Origin of the sequence: Candidatus Magnetaquicoccus inordinatus (assembly GCF_004217665.1) — a bacterium.
GTDB classification, from domain to species: domain Bacteria; phylum Pseudomonadota; class Magnetococcia; order Magnetococcales; family Magnetaquicoccaceae; genus Magnetaquicoccus; species Magnetaquicoccus inordinatus.
On the sequence record NZ_RXIU01000015.1, the window covers coordinates 1 to 17,564 of the forward strand.

General features: G+C 53.3%; 18 protein-coding genes. 12 read left to right on the plus strand and 6 right to left on the minus strand.

The window, feature by feature from the left end:
- The 5 genes from EJP87_RS02660 to EJP87_RS02680 form a co-directional block, all read left to right on the plus strand.
- Nucleotides 1–364: AAA-type ATPase lid domain-containing protein (locus EJP87_RS02660; RefSeq protein WP_320412210.1), on the plus strand; the 364-nt coding region annotated here is incomplete at its 5' end.
- 281 nt (nucleotides 365–645) lie between these two features.
- Complete coding sequence (locus EJP87_RS02665; RefSeq protein ID WP_130470321.1) at nucleotides 646–1,056, plus strand: hypothetical protein; 411 nt, start codon at nucleotides 646–648, stop codon at nucleotides 1,054–1,056.
- A gap of 522 nt (nucleotides 1,057–1,578) precedes the next feature.
- Nucleotides 1,579–1,842 carry an acyl carrier protein gene (locus EJP87_RS02670; protein ID WP_130470322.1) on the plus strand — a complete coding sequence of 88 codons (264 nt, stop codon included), beginning with the start codon at nucleotides 1,579–1,581 and terminating at the stop codon, nucleotides 1,840–1,842.
- A 20-nt stretch (nucleotides 1,843–1,862) separates the two neighbouring features.
- The gene (locus EJP87_RS02675) at nucleotides 1,863–3,341 is read left to right on the plus strand and encodes a hypothetical protein (RefSeq protein ID WP_130470323.1); all 1,479 of its coding nucleotides are present in this window, start codon (nucleotides 1,863–1,865) and stop codon (nucleotides 3,339–3,341) included.
- Nucleotides 3,342–3,352: 11 nt separating this feature from the next.
- A complete protein-coding gene (locus EJP87_RS02680; protein ID WP_130470324.1) occupies nucleotides 3,353–4,999 on the plus strand; it encodes an AMP-binding protein in 1,647 nt (548 codons plus the stop codon).
- A 19-nt stretch (nucleotides 5,000–5,018) separates the two neighbouring features.
- On the opposite strand, the gene mnmA is transcribed toward EJP87_RS02680, so the two are convergent.
- The 5 genes from mnmA to EJP87_RS02705 all read right to left on the minus strand — a co-directional run bounded on the left by mnmA (nucleotide 5,019) and on the right by EJP87_RS02705 (nucleotide 9,990).
- Nucleotides 5,019–6,122, minus strand: coding sequence for a tRNA 2-thiouridine(34) synthase MnmA (gene mnmA / locus EJP87_RS02685; protein WP_130470325.1), 1,104 nt, complete (start codon nucleotides 6,120–6,122; stop codon nucleotides 5,019–5,021).
- 35 nt (nucleotides 6,123–6,157) lie between these two features.
- Complete coding sequence (thiO, locus tag EJP87_RS02690; RefSeq protein ID WP_130470326.1) at nucleotides 6,158–7,249, minus strand: glycine oxidase ThiO; 1,092 nt, start codon at nucleotides 7,247–7,249, stop codon at nucleotides 6,158–6,160.
- A 2-nt stretch (nucleotides 7,250–7,251) separates the two neighbouring features.
- Nucleotides 7,252–8,445, minus strand: a complete 1,194-nt coding sequence (locus EJP87_RS02695) for a GNAT family N-acetyltransferase (protein ID WP_193771082.1) — start codon at nucleotides 8,443–8,445, stop codon at nucleotides 7,252–7,254.
- A 114-nt stretch (nucleotides 8,446–8,559) separates the two neighbouring features.
- Nucleotides 8,560–8,772: a cold-shock protein gene (locus EJP87_RS02700; RefSeq protein WP_130470328.1), complete on the minus strand. Its 213-nt coding sequence runs from the start codon at nucleotides 8,770–8,772 to the stop codon at nucleotides 8,560–8,562.
- A 540-nt stretch (nucleotides 8,773–9,312) separates the two neighbouring features.
- Nucleotides 9,313–9,990: an ArsR/SmtB family transcription factor gene (locus tag EJP87_RS02705; protein ID WP_130470329.1), complete on the minus strand. Its 678-nt coding sequence runs from the start codon at nucleotides 9,988–9,990 to the stop codon at nucleotides 9,313–9,315.
- A 327-nt stretch (nucleotides 9,991–10,317) separates the two neighbouring features.
- Between EJP87_RS02705 and EJP87_RS02710 the strand changes: the two genes are divergently transcribed.
- The 7 genes from EJP87_RS02710 to EJP87_RS02740 are packed head-to-tail and all read left to right on the plus strand — an operon-like array spanning nucleotide 10,318 to nucleotide 16,456.
- Nucleotides 10,318–11,139: a sterol desaturase family protein gene (locus EJP87_RS02710; protein ID WP_130470330.1), complete on the plus strand. Its 822-nt coding sequence runs from the start codon at nucleotides 10,318–10,320 to the stop codon at nucleotides 11,137–11,139.
- Nucleotides 11,140–11,151: 12 nt separating this feature from the next.
- The gene (locus EJP87_RS02715; protein ID WP_130470331.1) at nucleotides 11,152–12,402 is read left to right on the plus strand and encodes a 4Fe-4S binding protein; all 1,251 of its coding nucleotides are present in this window, start codon (nucleotides 11,152–11,154) and stop codon (nucleotides 12,400–12,402) included.
- On the plus strand, nucleotides 12,375–13,703 hold the full coding sequence (locus tag EJP87_RS02720; protein WP_130470332.1) for a multiheme c-type cytochrome: 1,329 nt from the start codon (nucleotides 12,375–12,377) through the stop codon (nucleotides 13,701–13,703). The genes EJP87_RS02715 and EJP87_RS02720 overlap by 28 nt, the downstream gene beginning before the upstream one ends.
- A 20-nt stretch (nucleotides 13,704–13,723) precedes the next feature.
- The gene (locus tag EJP87_RS02725) at nucleotides 13,724–14,236 is read left to right on the plus strand and encodes a DsrE family protein (RefSeq protein ID WP_130470333.1); all 513 of its coding nucleotides are present in this window, start codon (nucleotides 13,724–13,726) and stop codon (nucleotides 14,234–14,236) included.
- Between the two features lie 17 nt (nucleotides 14,237–14,253).
- Complete coding sequence (locus EJP87_RS02730; protein WP_227657417.1) at nucleotides 14,254–15,258, plus strand: VTT domain-containing protein; 1,005 nt, start codon at nucleotides 14,254–14,256, stop codon at nucleotides 15,256–15,258.
- 8 nt (nucleotides 15,259–15,266) lie between these two features.
- On the plus strand, nucleotides 15,267–15,638 hold the full coding sequence (locus EJP87_RS02735) for a J domain-containing protein (RefSeq protein ID WP_130470334.1): 372 nt from the start codon (nucleotides 15,267–15,269) through the stop codon (nucleotides 15,636–15,638).
- Nucleotides 15,635–16,456: a multiheme c-type cytochrome gene (locus EJP87_RS02740; RefSeq protein WP_130470335.1), complete on the plus strand. Its 822-nt coding sequence runs from the start codon at nucleotides 15,635–15,637 to the stop codon at nucleotides 16,454–16,456. Before EJP87_RS02735 ends, EJP87_RS02740 begins: the two co-directional genes overlap by 4 nt.
- 370 nt (nucleotides 16,457–16,826) lie before the next feature.
- On the opposite strand, the gene EJP87_RS02745 is transcribed toward EJP87_RS02740, so the two are convergent.
- Nucleotides 16,827–17,564, minus strand: coding sequence for a hypothetical protein (locus EJP87_RS02745; RefSeq protein ID WP_130470336.1), 738 nt, complete (start codon nucleotides 17,562–17,564; stop codon nucleotides 16,827–16,829).

Genomic DNA, 17,564 nt, shown 5'->3' on the forward strand with positions numbered 1-17,564 from the left:
AAGATTGCAACAACACTCTTTTCCCGGCAACGTGCGTGAATTGGAAAATATCATCCAACGCGCTGTCGCTTTCAGTAACGGCCAAGAGATTAGTGAGGAGCTGTTGCCAGACTATTTGGACAAACAAAAATCCTACTATTTTCAATACAGCAACAGCCGCATGTTGCCCTTGGCGGAAATGGAGCAACAATATATTTTATGGGTATGTGAACAGATGAACGGCAATCAAACCCTGGCAGCCAAAGTATTGGGTTTGGATCGAATCTCTCTGTGGCGCCGTTTGAAAAAGATCCACTCCACCACTCTGCTCGACGACAACACCCCTCTATCCGAACACTCCCCTCTTGCTCCGCATATTCAATAAAATTGATGTTTATCAAATAATCTTTCCACTCTCTTCTGGCGGTGTCCTCCGCCGCCTCCACTCTTCCCCTCTCTTTGCACATTCAATGGAGATGCTTTTTTGCACTGAGAGGATTGCATTATTGCAACATTCGTTAACGACACCAACCGATGAATATATTTACAAATAATTGATAAGTATAATCTATTTTTAATATTTTTCCCTGGCTTGCATTTTGCTGTCTGTAGGAGACCACCAATAATAGTGATGTACATTTTTTGGTAGACAGCAAGGAGCCGCTATTGAAAGAGCTTTTGGAGCACGAAGAAAGGGATGTCAATGCGCTGGTGGCCACACAAACGGAAGTTGATCTGCAACAGCGTTGGCAACCGGAAAGAAAACTCTGGATAGCCGTGTTAAGCACAGCCATCAATGATGCGCTTTTTGCTGAAGATCCCCTGACCAAACAGACAGCCCGACGCTGGTTTCAACAGGGGGGGAAAAGCTTTGCTTTGGTTTGTGAATTAGCCAATTTTGAGCCGGAATTTGTACGTAAAAAAATTTTGCAAACCATCGAAAAAAATGAATGTCAACCCAGTCATATCGCCCCACGACGGGGCCGCGGCCGCCCACCAACACGCATAAAAGCAGCAAAAGCACTGGCTGTCTGCCAATCAGTGACCAAGCACAAGAGTGTTTGCCACGGGGTATGAAGGCGCAAAGAGCCTTTAGACTATTGCACAGGCTTAACCCATCTATTGCATAAACGCAACACAAATATTTATTCCAGACAAGGGCAATAAATCAATTACCTGATATACAATGAAAATATTAATATTGCCTCTGGCTTGCATTTTGCTGGCAAACAGTATCCACATGGTGCCGCTTCCCTTTCTCAGGGCATTGTCTCACTTTTTCCAACAAGGCATTTTGGCACAAAGCGGCAACCACCAATTTTTTCTTTTTCATCCTGCCAACTTTGCAAAAGTCAGGGAATGGTTCCTGGTCAACAGGGCAGTTTTCTGCTAGGATGAATAAGTGGGCTGTTAATATATTAGGATTTTACCTTTTTCCAAGCGAATATCCTAGCGTCGGGATGGTGAACTTCGCCCACTCCCTGTCGCCACATCTCGCATGGTAGCTTTGTGCTGCGGCCAATGGATTTGGCAATGTTGACAAACCCAGATCCAACCCGTCTGTTTGGTTGGACCACTTAACCGGTTAATTGATGCAACATGAAAACCCAACGCGACAAAATAGTTTCTTTTCTGCAAACGGTCCTGCGCTCCTCTGCCTCAATCGACCGACTGCAGGATCATGATAATCTCGTGCAAGCCGGTTATATCGACTCCTTGGCTATGCTCGAAATTGTCGCCTTCTTGGAGGCTGAATTTGCCATCGATTTTTCCGAAAGCGGTGTCAATCCCGTCGATCTGGAATCTATCGACGCCATGCTGGCCCTGATCGCCAGATCGCACTCCCATACCAGCAAACATTAGTTTCTTGCAAGCGATTGACCATGACCAATCCCTTGCTGTCTGCTGCTTCTACTTGGCAAACTCTGTCACAATGGCATGAGAATCAACGCCTGATTGACTTTGTTGCCAGCACTCTGGGCCAGATCCTTCTCTGGTGCTGCTGCCTGCTTTTGCTCTACCCTACCCCCTATCTCCCCCTGCTTCCCTTGATGATCCTGGCCAGTCGTTTGCCAGCCCAACGTATCCCCATCCTGGGTATAGGGGGGGCGGTGCTCTTCTTCTGGTTTCGCTTTGCCAAACTGCCAACCATCGATCCCCTCTGGATAGCGAGCGATATAGCGTTTATCGTCGGCATCCTCTGGCTCTTTTTTCAATTGGCGCGCCACTATTCTGCCTTGCCAAAATGGTTGCGCAACTCGCCACAAATCGCTTTACACTCCCTGCTCTGGCTCTGTATCGCAGCCATACCCTTTTTTCCCAATGGCTTCCGCAACAATCCAGACAACCCCTTCTTCTTGCATGCCTCTTTGTGTGTACTTCTGTTCTCTTTCCTGATCTGGCGTATCGGCATGTTGCTCTATGCCGGCAAAAGAGGACAACTGAAAACAGCACGCTTTGTTGACCATTTGCTCTACTGTCTCCCCTATCTGGGCCCCACACAAGTCCCCTATGGCAAAGGGTTGGATTATCTACAGTCCAAACAGGCCAAACAAAATAGCGATTTGGCCAAATCGCAACTGGCAGGCGTAAAACTGCTTCTCCTGGCTCTGTTATGGCAAGCGCTGCTCCCTGTTCTCAACCGCCTCTTCTTTGCCTCTGCCACCCACAGCCACGACTCTCTGTCAACTGCGCTGATACAGCTCTATCATGTCGATTTTCTGACCACTCTGCCCGTGGAACGCTTGCCACCCCTTGCGACACTCTGGGGCAGTCTGTTCATCGATATGATCTATGAAACCATGCAATTGGCAATTACCGGTCATTTTATCGTCGGCTGCTTTCGCCTGTTTGGTTTTAATATTTTTCGCAATACCTATCGCCCTCTTCTCACCAAATCTTTGGTCGATTTCTGGAACCAATATTATTATTATTTCAAAGAGCTTCTCGTTGATTTTTTCTTTTTTCCCGCCTATATCTCCCTGTTCAAAAACAATATAAAGCTGCGTATTTTTACCGCAACCATGGCCTCCGCCTGCGTAGGCAATTTTTATTATCATATCTTGCAACACTTTGATGTATATCTGGAACATGGCGTCACGATCACCTTTGAAAAATTTGCCTCCTATCTCTTCTATTCTGTCGTGCTTGGTTTTGGCATTTTTATCAGCATGTTGAATGCCCAGCAACGTCGCACCCTGACTCCCCCTGCCTACACGCCTCTGCAGGCCAACCTAGTTGTGTTACGTAAAATTGCTGGCGTGTGGCTTTTCTTCTCCCTGTTGCGGATCTGGGACCATCCCAGTTCACAATTTTGGCAAGATACGCGCTTTTTTTTCACATTGTTTGGCCTCTCCTTCTGACCGCTTCCACCATGACTCTCCCTTCCCCATTCCTGGTCGATCTGCCGACAAAACTTCCTGCCACTGCCAATCCCGCCTGGTGGTTTCATCGCAACGCGCTGCTACAGCCAGAACGACCCGCCTTGTTTGTGCAGGATACTCTCTACCGCTACCAGGAGCTGCTCGACTATCTGTTGCCTTTGGCGCAAACCCTGCTGCAAGAGGATCCTCAACCAGAACACCCCATTGTGGCCCTCTTTGCCTCACGCTCCTTGACCGCCTATGCCTCTGTTTTGGCTATTCACTATGCCGGCAAAGGCTATGCAGCGTTGAATCCGCTCTTTCCTGCTGAACGCAACCGCCATATCCTCAATTTAACCGATGCCATCTTGCTGATTGCCGATGCCTCCTGTATCGAACAGTTGGCAGAGCTGCTCACGCAGTGTGAAAAAAGTCGTATTGTCCTCTTGCCAGACCAACAAACTTTGCCTGCTTGTTGCCAAAAGCTGACTCAACATCGCTTCCTCTGCCACTCCGAGATCTTCGCGCACCGCTCCCTGCTGCAGGAACCACTCCAGGTGGAGCAGCAATTGGCCTACCTGTTGTTTACCTCCGGCTCAACCGGAATACCCAAAGGTATTGCCGTACCGGCGAGCAGTTTGAATGTCTTTATCGCCAATATGCTGCTGCGCTATCATCCCACCCCAGAGGATCGTTTTTCCCAGCATAGCGACTTGACCTTTGACGCCTCCGTGTATGATCAATTTCTCTGCTGGGCCGCCGGAGCCTCTCTCTACTGCCTGCCACACAGCATTCGTTATGCACCAGCCCCCTTTATCCGCCAACATGCCCTCACCTTCTGGGAATCGGTACCTTCGGTGGTCCATTTCATGAAACGAATGCATCAACTCAAGGCAGGTGCTTTTCCCTCCTTACGTTGGTCGGTGTTCGGCGGAGAGCGCTTGAATTTGGAAACAGTCCACCTGTGGCAACAGGCTGCCCCGCACTCTGGCATCGACAACTCCTACGGCCCAACAGAGAGTACCATTTGTATCACCGGCTATATCTGGCGTCCGGGCCATTCCGAAGCGGAGTGCCTGGAGGGCATGGTACCGATTGGATTACCCTATCCTGGGCAACAGGTGGCCATTCTCCGTGAAGGGGTGTTGTATCAAGAGGAAGAGGATGTGGTAGGCGAGCTCTGTCTGAGCGGCAGCCAAGTCGATACCTACTACTGGCGCAACGAAAGCGAAACCAATCGTCGCTATTTTTGCTTAAACGATGACCACGGCAACCCGCAACGCTGGTATAAAACAGGCGATCGCGTCTACTGGCAACAGGGAGTCGGTTTGTATTATCTGGATCGCATGGACCGGCAATTAAAAATCCGTGGCTATCGGGTAGAGCTGGCAGAAATTGAACAGGTTTTGCAACAGGTGGCACAATCCGATCAGGTAGCGGTGGTCGGCTGGACTAAGCCAGGAACACAGGTTGCCACCATTATCGGTTTTGTTGCCCACACACAGGCAACACATGCTGCACTATTGGCTGGTTGCAGTGACAGACTGCCTCCCTACATGGTGCCCAACACCCTGCATACTCTCGAAGAACTCCCACGCAATGCCAATGGCAAAACCGATCTGCAGCAGCTTCTGGCTATTTTGGATGGGGAAGCATAATCCTCTCTTTGCTACACTCTCAAGCAAATCGATCGGACAACATCGGCTTGATCCAGCCCCCACCCAATAAGCGCTCCTCCTGATAAAACACCGCTGCCTGCCCCGGTGCAATGGCCCTTTGTGGCTGATCAAAACAGATCTCTGCCTCCTGTCCTGGCAGTGGGGTCAACCAACCGGGTTGCGCCTCAGCCGCATAACGAATTTGTGTCCATACCCGTCGCGGTGCCGTCAACGGCTCCTCTGCCAACCAGTTGATCTCGGCAACAGACAACTTGCTCTGCCAGAGCGCCTCTTCTGGCCCCACCAGCAGACGATTCTGCTGCCAATCCACAGCAAGCACATACAACGGAACAGAATAGGCAATACCCAAACCTTTGCGCTGACCAATGGTATATGCGGCCAAACCAGAATGGCTCCCCAAACGTTTGCCCTGCAGATCCACAATCTCCCCTGGCTGAAAACTGGCCGGCGCGCTCTGGCGCAAAAAAGCATCTTTATCCCCATCAGGCACAAAACAGAGATCCTGACTCTCCCCCTTTTCCGCCAGATGCAGACCAAACTGCTCGGCCAGGGCACGGGTCTGCTGCTTGCTCAACTCTCCCAGAGGAAAACGCAGACGCTGCAACTGCTGCGAGGTGATCGTAAACAAAAAATAGGATTGATCCTTGCTGCGGTCGCTTCCCCGCCACAACTGCGCTCCCGCTGGATCATCCCGCCAACGGGCATAGTGTCCCGTGGCCAAAAAATCTGCCTGCAGATCTAATGCTCTCTGCAACAGAAAGACAAATTTTAAGTGCTGATTGCAGCGCACACAGGGATTCGGAGTCAACCCCTGCCCGTAGGCACGGACAAAATCATTGACCACCATGCTGCGAAATTCGTTTTCCAAATCGATGACATAAAAAGGAATACCCAGCTTTTGCGCCACTCGCCTGGCATCCTGGGCATCCTCACTGCTGCAACAGGTACGCAAAGAGGGATCCTTGGCAGCACCACTCCACAAACGCATGGTCAAACCAATCACCTCATAGCCCTGTTGCAGCAATAGCGCTGCTGCCACCGAAGAGTCTACTCCTCCCGACATGGCGACTGCCACCCGTTGTTTTGGCGCTGTTGCGGCCATTGTTTCCTCTATCAACTCATTAATAAAAAAGAAATTTATGGAGAAAAGGGAGCAATATCCACAGGGGGTATCTGGCCGGTAATTTGGGCACAGATGACTTCCGCACTGATGGGAGTAAGCAAGATGCCATTCCGATAATGACCGGTTGCAAAATATAATCCGGGCAGCGGCCCCGCCCCCAACAGCGGCAAATTATCTCCTGTAGCCGGTCGCAAACCAGACCATGTCCGCTCCAACCGTGCCTGCTGAAGCGCCGGGACCATGGCCATGGCCATTCCGGTAATGCGATGCAGCCCCTCACAGGTAACCGCCTTGTCAAAACCGCGATCCTCCAGAGTCGAGCCCAACAACACCCGACCATCACTGCGCGGCACAATATAGCCTTTGAAACCATAGACGACATGGCGAAAAAAGGCCGGCCTGCTTTCCAACTGCACAATTTGTCCGGCCACCGGTTGCACGCTGGTACGCAGCCTAGGTATCCCCGGCAAGCGACTGCTCCAGGCACCACCGGCAATCACTACCGCAGCAGCACTGAGCAAACCCCGCTCGCTGTGGATACCGAGCACACGTCCCTCTGCGCTTGCCAAAGAGAGAGCTTGCACACCGCTCAAAAACTGCCCCCCCAACCGCACCACTGCGGCTGTCAATGCCCGCATCAAACGATCTGGATCCAGTTGATGATCATCGGGATAATAGTTGGCACCAATCAGAGTCGGCTGCAAAGCCGGTTCCAGGCGCAGCGCCTCTTCCCGGTTTAAGATCTCCACCCGCAGACCGCGCTCCAACATCCACTCCACCCGACCGGCTGCCAAATGGCCCTCGTTGGCATCCAGCGCCACCTCCAACACTCCAGAACGCTCATAACCGATAGCGATATCTGTCAGCTCTTGCAACTCCTGGACAAAATCGGCAAAGAGCTCCCGACTGGCCAGGCACAATTCAAAAAAGGGGCCTGCCCCTGCCACCTCCGACTGGGCACCCAGAATACCTGCCGCCGCCGCCGAAGATTCCACTCCTGGCAATGCCTTTTCCAACACAGTCACCTGCAGTCCTGCTTGCAACAAACGATAGGCACAAGCACAACCCATGACTCCTGCCCCGACGATCAACACATCCGAGCCCATTGTTACTCTCCCAGATTCAAGCGCAGACAAATCATCTGCTGTTTGCGCAGCGGATCATAGCCCTGCCATTTTGCAGCAGGTAGCTCCTCTGCCGCCACACGGTAAAAGCTGTGTCGGTGGCGTCCCAAACGACAACGTTGAAAAAATGCGGCCACAGGTTCATGACGGGTACAAGCAAACAGATACAACAACCCTTGCTGGCGCGCCTCCTGAACCAGATGGCTGAGCAGTTGCCTGCCCACTCCCACACCCTGAAAGCGGGTCAGAGTATAGAGTGACACAATCTCGCCCATCTTCTCTTCCTGGTATCCGGCGGTATGCAGGGAGCAGAGTCCGGCCAGACGATCCTCCAGAATAAAGGCTCCAAAACTGCCCGCCAAGACCTGTGCCAGCAACTCGTCCGAACGGGGCAACAAAAATCCCTCCTGCTCTCCCTTGCGAATGATGGCAACCGATTGGGCAAAATCATCCAAACCCAAACGGCGCACCCGACAATAGGGATGACGGGAAAAAAAGGAGCCTCTGCCCTGGTAGGTAAAGAGCTCCTGTTCCAGTTCACTCATCCGGCATAAAACAATCGCCTTGACGCCTCCGGCGAGCAGGCGTTGAAAACCATGCAGCAAGCTATATCGGCGCAGATCTGTGCTGCGCAACAGATCGGCCAGACGCGCACTATTAAAAAACCCCTGGATCTGACCCTGTTCATCGCTGATTCCCCCCTCTTGCTCCAACCAGAGCAGACGCGACATGCGCAGTTGCAAGCCTAATCGGACCACCTGTTCGATAAAGCTCTCTTCGGCAGGCTTGGCCAGGGCCAGTGCAACTATTCGCTTGTCGGTGCCAGCAGCAGTGGCTTGCCACAACACGGAAGGTATAGTTGCCACAGACGAGGCTAACGGGATGTGCTGCATCTGTTTGGCAAAAAAGCCAAGAAGCGGCTGCAGCGCCTGCAACACTTTGGCATGCGCTTCATAGAGGATAAGAATGCGACTACCCTCGCGATGCGCAAAAGGGGAGACGACCACAAGCTCAGAGAGTATGTGCTGAAAAAGGGAGAGGCTTTCTGGGGTAAGATCGCTTGTCTGCGACAGGACAAAAGTTAGATAGCGGCCCTGAAAGGCTTTAAGAAAAAAAGAGCGTTCCGAAAAATCGCTATCAACAGCCACTGAGGCGCCGCCGTTTACTGAAACGGACATCACATCCATGCAGAAGCAACCTGGATCACAGAAAGAACTGAAACATCTAGGCAGGAGATGCACCTGCTACCGGAACAGATCCGGTAGCAGGAGTGCTGCAGATTCCGTGCGAAACTAGGCTTGGGTTACGTTGGCCGCTTGCAAGCCTTTCTGGCCGCGTACAACTTCAAAGGTAACTTTTTGCCCCTCTTCCAAAGACTTAAACCCCTCCGCCTGGATAGCGGAAAAATGAACGAACACATCCTCACCGCCGTCATCCGGGGCCAAAAAGCCAAAGCCCTTGGAGTTGTTGAACCACTTTACAGTACCCGATATTTTCTGCGACATGCCTTGCTCCATTAAAAAAACAACCAATCTATCTATTTTACACCCTAAAGCTCGCTCAGGCTGGAAAACCAGCCATGGCCAACGGTGTGCTCAGAGTAGGAAAAAGAAGCAACAAAAGCAAGCAATATCTTTCGAGTTTCCAATTTTTTCCATATATTGCACTGCACACAAACCTTTTGCACTGCATCATTTTTTCTCTTGATGCCCGGCAGAAATGTACATAGCTCTCGATTAACCAGTAAATAAGGCCATACGCATCAGCATACTTATTTATTTATTGCATACTTTTACTTGCGAAAGGAATAGCCTCGCGGACAAACCATCGGTTATGGCACTGCTACACCTGGCCTCCCCTCCTGCAGAAGCTTTTGCCATCCGGGGCCAAGCTCGTACCTCTCTGTGACTGCACCACCAGCCGATTGCCTGCGGGCTCGTGCGCTCCGCGCCTCTTTATTGCCTGAGCTTGTGCCGCCTGGAGCTGCTTTGTGGCAGGATTTGCCCCAGAGCAACCTGCCATAAAAAATGACATATCCGATTTTTTCATCCCGTTTCCTTTTCCGACTCTTCAACCGGCATCTCAGCCAATTTCCATTCCGGAAACCCCTCTTCCAGACGCCGAGCAGCAAATCCTTTCTCCCGCAGCCGTGCCACAGCTTCAAAGGACAACACGCAATAGGCTCCTCGACAGTATGCTACCACATCGCGTCCTGGAGGCAGTTCGTGCAACCGACGCTCCAACTCACGCAACGGAATATTGAACGCCTTGGGTAGATGCCCTGCAGCATACTCCTCTGCGGGTCGCACATCCAAAACGGTGACCGTACCCTCTCGTATCCGTTCCAGCAACTCTTTGCGCGGTATCGGTTCCATGTTGTCTTTGGCCAGGAGATAGCCGCGCACCAACGCCTCCACCTCACCAATCCTGCGTTCGGCAATACCACGGGTCACCTGCAGCAGAGTGACCACTGCCGGGTCGCCCAGAGCATAGTGAACATACAGCCCCGCCTTGCGCGCCGTCACCAATCCAGCCTGCCGCAGTTGCTGCAAATGTTTAGAGGTGTTGGCCACCGACAACCCGGCCAGTTGCGCCAAAGATTCTACCGTCCTCTCCCCCTGGGCCAAATATTCCAACAAAACCAGACGGTGTCCTTGTCCAACTGCCTTGCCAATGCGAGCCAAATGATCAAAAAGCTCCTGTTTGAAAAAATCTCTTGACATTATATTCTTCTATTTGGTTGAATATTGATCAATCAATAGGTTGATCTGTGGTCGTTGGACCATACGACACCAGGAGCTATTCCGTGACCGATACTGCCTCTCATAGTTCCAGAAACAGTCAAGCAGGACAAGGGGTTTCCAATCTACCCAAATTGGCTGAAGAATGCGAAGGGTTGCTTTTTTGAGTGCCGTGCCAGAAGTTGGGAATGGATGGTCGATCCTTCTTTGGTCGCATCAGTTGTGGAACGAAATATGGATCACTGTCAAGATCAATGGGGTCCATGACTCTCTATCTTACTGATAAACCCGTGACAGAGGAGAGAAACAATGGAGAGTGAGGCAGTGCTGCGGCTTGGCATTTTTATGGGAGTACTGGCAGTCATGGTGGCGTGGGAGTTTGTGCTGCCAAAAAGGGGCCGAACCCTGCCGCGCCTGACGCGCTGGCTGCCCAATCTGGCTCTGGTCGCCATCGATACCCTTCTGGTACGGATACTCTTTCCCGTAACGGCAGTGGCACTGGCAACCTTGGGACAAAAGCAGGGCTGGGGCATGCTCAACCAGCTTGATTGGCCGGTTTGGAGCAAGGTGCTGCTGGCTGTGATATTGTTGGATTTTATTATCTATCTCCAGCATCTCCTCTTTCATGCCCTGCCGATATTGTGGCGACTGCATATGGTTCACCATGCCGACCTGGATGTGGACGTAACCACCGGATTGCGCTTCCACCCATTGGAAATCCTGTTGTCCATGGCAATCAAACTGGCTGCTGTCCATACCATCGGGGCTTCTCCCCTGGCCGTATTGCTCTTCGAGGTACTGCTCAACGGTATGGCACTGTTCAACCACAGCAACATTCGTCTTCCACAAGGCGTTGACCGGATATTGCGCTGCTGTTTCGTGACCCCGGATATGCACCGTTCCCACCATTCTCTTCTGGCACCAGAAACCAACACCAACTTTGGTTTCAACTTGTCCTGGTGGGACCGCGTTCTAGGCACCTACTGGCCCGCACCGACCGCAGGCCATGCGGCCATGCAAACCGGTTTGGAACATTTACGGGAGCCCGAAAAGTGTCAACCCTTGACAGCACTCCTTCTGTTACCATTCCGTGCCAAGCTTGGCGAGTATACCATCAACCGCCGTTGGTAAGGAGAGAGAACCATGAATGCCAACAGCGGTCCCCTCCTTCAGGAAGGGGCATCGACACAACAGGAGCGACGGACATTCAGGATCGTACCCGTTGCCCATGTGCGACACACAATCCGTCCGAAACGCTGCATGCCCATCAATCAACAACGCTCTTTGGCCGGACATTACCCTCTGTGGGTCAAGGGCTTATCACTGCTGGCATTTGCCTGGGCTTTTCTGGGATGGCTTAATGAAACTTGGTTTTTCCTGTTTGACAATGCCATCTGGCTCAACCGCTATACCGAATATCTGATCATCCTTGCCTTCGGCATCTGGCGCATTGTGGCGGAAAAAAATCCCTACAGTCGCAAACGCTTGCTCATCCTGGTAGCCAATGTCACCGTGTTGTGGTGGCTGATTCCCTGGTCGTTTCCATTCATCGAACCCTATGTGGGTTACCTGGGGGTGTTGCCCGCCTTCCCATCGCTGCATACCCCTGGCACCCTCACCTTTTTTCTGGTGCTTGCTGCGGTTTTTCTTTTCGGAAGGCGGGTGATCTGTGGTTGGAACTGCCCATGCGTAGGCATTCGCGAGGTGGTGGGCTTTCCCTTTCGGCAGGCGGATCATGTGCTGCGTGGTCCATGGGCGTGGCGGTTGCGGCACCTCAAATGGTTCTGGTTTGCTCTCTACCTGGGGGCAATGTGGGCGATGATGCGACCGGCCAACAATACAACGACTGCCTATCTGGGCTTTTTCGGCCTGATGGTGGCACTCCCCTATTTCCTGACCTTTTTCCTCTCACCGTGGATTGGCAATCGGGGCTATTGCCGGTATCTCTGTCCGTATGGGGCCACCTTTGGCTTGTTGAACCGGCTGGGCACCTTCCGGATTGACTATAACAAAGAGAGCTGTATCCAGTGCGGTTTGTGTGAAAAGGTCTGCGATATGGGCATTCCGGTGTGGCATATGGGTGTCGCGAAAGGAAAAATAGATACCAGCGAGTGTATGGGCTGTGGACGCTGCATCAGCGAATGTCCCACCAAAAGCTTGGCCTTTCACGATATACGCAACCTGCTTTTTCCCAGGCTGCACCAGGATCGTGATTGGTTGCGCGGGTTGGCGGATTGGCAACGAACTGGCAGCCGTTGGCGCACGGTTGGCTTTGCCCTGCTGTTGACTGTGCTATTGGCCGGGGCATGGCACTATTCCGGGCGCATCGGCAGTAACGCGGAACTTATCAACAATCTGGGGACATTATGCGGATTTCCTATCTCCAAGTTGTAGTTTGGCTGTTGTGCTGGCCTTGGCTGGCCTGGTCCGGTCTGCCGGAAACTGCCCAGGGGGTCGGCGAAAATGGCGAACACTGGCAACCCGATCCCATGCACGAATATTGGGATCCGGCCACCTATCATCGCCCGGAGAGGGAACGGATGCTGGGAGTGTTCAAGGAAGAGGAGTGTACGGAATGTCATAGGGGTGTGACCCCTGGCATCGTCAAGGATTGGCGGGCCAGTCGTCATGCCCAGGCAGTGCCTCCGGTCGGTTGTCCTGCCTGCCATGGCGAGGATCATCAAAAGCTGACTTTTCCGACTCCCCAGAGTTGTGGCAATTGCCACCCCCAGCGCCTGGCGCAGATGGAAGAGGAAAAAAAATTCGGGTTTCCCAGTCACGCCCTGGCCATGGAACGGGCGGTGGACAGCAAACATTTTGCCGACAAACCCAAGGCGGAGGTGGCCGCCTGTCTGCAATGCCATTCGGTAGCCAGCAAGTGCGACTCCTGTCATACCCGGCATCGCTTTGATCCGGCAGAGGCGCGTCGGCCAGAAGCCTGTCTGACCTGCCACAGCGGTCCACCCCACCCCGATGATCTGGCCTATTTTTCCTCGCCCCATGGTCAACTGTACCAAAAGGAGGGCGCCACCTGGGATTGGAGCAAACCGCTGCGCAAAGGCAATTATCCAACCCCGACCTGTGCCTATTGCCACATGAAAGAGGGCAATCACCAGGTCGCGGACAAGGCGGTCTGGAAATTTGGCATTCGGGAGGTCAACCCAAAAACCGCCGAAAATGAGATCAAACGCAAGCGATGGCGAGAGATCTGTGCCGATTGTCATCCTGAGGAGACGGCCAGGGGCTTTTTCCGGGAATTGGATGCGGAACGCCAATCCACATGGAAACAGCTCTATGGCGTGGAAAAAATATTAAAATCATTGCGCAGCGACAGTTTGTTGAGCCCTGCGGCAGCAGAACGTCCACCCTATCCCATGGATTGGCTTGCCCGCTTGTTGCCTCGGGAACGCATCGGATTTTATGAAGGGCAGGCATCAGCATTCTACAATGTAAGTGCCATTGAGCGGGACTATTTCGACATGTGGTATTTTACCAATCTCGGGGCCTACAAGGGGATGGCCCATGGGGCCAAAGAGATGACCCAGCACTTTCACAAGCAACTGGATGACAATGCCCGTGCCATCGCCACAACAGCGGAGGAGTTGCGAAACAGAGAAAAAACTAGCAAAAAAATCGATCTGAAACCCCTCTGGCTGGAGGGTGAATATACCCGGTTCAATCGGGATCACAATTGACATAAATCGGAGACCATGCAATGCAAAAGACCATAACAACCCTGTTGCTCAGTTTGACTCTTATAATCGGTTGGTTTGCGAGTTTGGCCGCTGCTCCGAACCAACAACCGTTGTCTGATGTCGAGGCACTGCAAGGGGTCAGCGAGGGCAAGGTGGTTTTTGATATCGGCATGGCCAATCCCCAAACCCTGCCACTTTACCTCAAGGTGATTGCCCAGACCCATGCCGACCTGCTGCGGCAAAAGGTAACCCCCAACATCATTCTGGCATTCCGTGGAGGTGCAGTCAAACTGGTCTCCAACAACCGGGAAGCATTGCCCATGGAGCACCATCCCAAGCTGGAGGAGATTGCCGCCTTGCTGGCCGATTTGCAACAAAAGCCTGGTGTGCGCATGGAGGTATGCGCTCTGGCCACCAACCTGATGGGTGTAGACAATGGCACCATTCTGCCTGGCATCAAGGTGGTGGGTAATACATTTGTATCCCTGACCGGTTATCATGCCCAGGGATATGCCGCCATCCCGATCCATTGATTGGCAGAGGAACCGCCATGGCTCTCCCAACTGATTCTGTCGCCTCCGCAGATGCCCGGTCATCCATGATCTGGCGTATCGTCGCCGCCTTGAGCCTGACAGCGGCCATTGTTCTGGCATACCGCTATCGGGATTTGCTGGACCCTGTCCAGTGGAGCACCTGGGTAGAGGGATGGGGAGCGGCGGGTATGGCGGTTTTCGTTCTGCTCTACATCCTGGCCACTGTGCTCTTTCTGCCGGGGTCGGTATTGACCCTGACCGGTGGAGCCCTGTTCGGTCCCTGGCTGGGGGGAATTCTCTGTCTAAGCGGAGCCACTATTGGTGCGGGCATCTCTTTCCTGATTGCCCGTCACTTGGCCGGAGATTGGGTGGCACGACGGGCGGGCGGCATGGTGGGAAACCTGCTGGCCGGAGTGGAGGCGGAAGGATGGCGTTTTGTCGCCTTTGTTCGTCTGGTACCCATCTTTCCTTTCAACCTGCTGAACTATGCCCTGGGGCTGACCCGCATCCGTCTGGACCACTATCTGCTGGCCTCCCTGGTCTGCATGGCTCCCGGGGGCCTGGCCTATGCCTGGCTGGGATATGCGGGCAAGGAGGCTGCCAGTGGCAGTGCCGATGCCGTGCGTGCTGGCTTGTGGGCCGTGGGATTGCTCTCCATTGCGCTCCTGCTGCCGCGCTGGATCAAACAGGCACGGGAAGCCAAACGCCATTTGACCACCCATCGCCTGCGGGAAATGCTGGAGGCTGGCGAACAACTGCTGGTCCTGGATGTGCGGGATGCCGTGGATTTTTTCGGGGAGAATGGCCACATTCCCGGTTCCTGCAACATTCCCTTGCCCGAACTGGCAAGCCGCATGGATGAACTGCGTGGCTTGGATCGTCCCATCGCCATCCTCTGCCATACCGAACGACGCTCTGCCGAAGCCATGCGCACATTGGATGCCCTGGGCATCGGTCCGCTCTGGCTGATGCGTGGAGGCATCAAACAGTGGCGACAAGACAATTTGCCTGTGGAACGGTGAAAAGAGCCATGAACACTCCAGGGTTGTTTGCGCGTATTACCGAGGCCAGAGAAATTTTAGGGATTGGCGAAGAGGCCACCCTGTCCGAAATCAATGCCCGGATCAAAATCTTGCTCAAACGCTGGCATCCCGACTGCTGCCACGAAGAGGTGGAACACAGCACAGAACAGACCAGACGCATCATTGAATCGGCAGCCACTTTGCGTGCCTATTGCGCCCACTACCGGTTCTCCTTTCGAGAGGATGAGGTGGAAAAATATCTCCCCCCAGAGGAGTGGTGGAGAAGTCGTTTCGGCAATGATCCGGTTTGGAACAGTGAAGGCAAAGAGCGGGCGAACGGTCACGACCGCTCAGGCAGTGCTATGGGAAAACAGAGATGAAACGGTTGCTTGCAAGCATCATCATGGGGCTGGTCTGCATGCCTGGTTGCCTGGAGGCAGTGGCAACGGAGAGCGAACCATCTGCTTGTCTGCCCTGTCACCGGGAGCGGAATGCCGGACTGGTGGCCGACTGGGAGAAAAGCCGCCACAACCTGCCAGATCTCGATTGCCGTTCCTGTCATGGAACCAAACATGATGGCACCATGGCAGCGCAAGCTCGCCGCAACGATGCCTGCACAGCTTGTCATGCCAGAGAAAGCAGCAGCTATACTCTCTCCAAACATGGCGTGCTTGCCACCCTGGAAGCAGGACGCATGGATTTTACGCAACCTCTGCGGGATGGCAATTTTCGCGCTCCCACCTGCGCCTATTGCCACCTGCACCGCGGCAACCACAACATTGGGGCAGAGGTTTTTCCCCTGCTGCCCAGAGAAGAGTGCCAAATCTCTTCAGACAATGCCAGTCGAACAGAGGCCCGTGCCCTCCCCTGCCGGGATTGTCACTCCCCCCGACTTGTGGAAACCTGGTTTCTCAGTGGTGACCGGATGCTGGAAATCGGGCGCATGAAGGTACGGGAAGCCATGACAGTTGTGAAGCAGATCGCAACACTGGATACTGACCTGGTGAAACAAGCACAGAGCATCCAGAAGTGCATGACGGATGAACACCTGCGCAATGTACGTCTGGGGGTGGGACACCAATCACCGGATGATCAATGGTGGCATGGGCATCCCGCTTTGGATGGTGATCTGCTGCGCATCAAGTCCATTTTGAGTAAACATCCTGTCAAATCGACCGAACCATGCAGGAGAGACTGAAACATTCCCCCGTAACTATTCAGGTTCGTGATGGCTTGCCAGCTCTACCCCCATGGGGATGCTGTGCGGATTGGCGCAAAAATGCGCGCCAATCCGCACAGCTTGCTTCCATTAGGCGCTTAAGCCGACGCAAAGAGCGCGTCGGCTTAGTTTGAAAAGCGCGCCAAAGGCAAAAGATTAAAAGCAAAATCCCAGGGATTCCATCCCTGGACCCGGCCAGGGAGGGCACCTCCCTGGACCCGCAATAGTTTTGGGTGGTGAATAGTTACCATTCCCCAGTTCGTTCATGAACCACGCTCAGCGACAGGTGACACAGCTCTTCTGGGGTTGGTTCGGGTGGTGAAGAGTTGTACCAGTGCGCCACAAGCGCTTAGTAACGACGGCGCAGCAACACATGTGGCCAGGCCATCCATACGCGCACACGCGCATCCAAATAGGGTGCCGCCGCTTGCGCCGCCTCACGCAGGGCACGGCGGGCATCATGGTGAAAAGTACTGAATCCACCGCTCAACAAGGCATACTCCCGCAACACCTCAGCCACTTGGCAGCGATCTTCAATCTCTGGAATACTGCGCTCCACAATCCGCTCCAATAAATGCATCTGCTCAAGCTGCTTGTCAGCATCCTCAAGAAAACGGATAGAGGCAATATGCAATAATATCTCTGTGCGTCCGCTGGTGCCAAAACCGCTGCCCGCAATCGCCTGGGCAACCATATCATGCACGCGCTGCAAGCGTTGCCAATCCTGCCAGAGATGGCTCAGGGCATTGTGTTGCCCTTTGGTCAAACGATGCAGAAAAAGCACGGCAGTTGCCAAGGTCTCCACCTGATCGGCTGTCAAAGGACGCCGCGACAGATGATCCAAAACCGATTTGGCTAAAAAAGAGAGATATTCGATCCAGGAGCCACGGCGCCAGGCCCAAGGCAGACGCACATACGCATAGACACTGGCCATGGTCTGCAAAAAAGAGGCAGGATTATAATATTCCGATTGCCACTCCTCTTCATTGGACCTCTGCCAAGTACGATTGATTCCCGCCGGACTAACTACACCACAAAATGGTATATGCAGGCGGCCTTTTTTTGGAATCGGTGCATTTTCATCCAC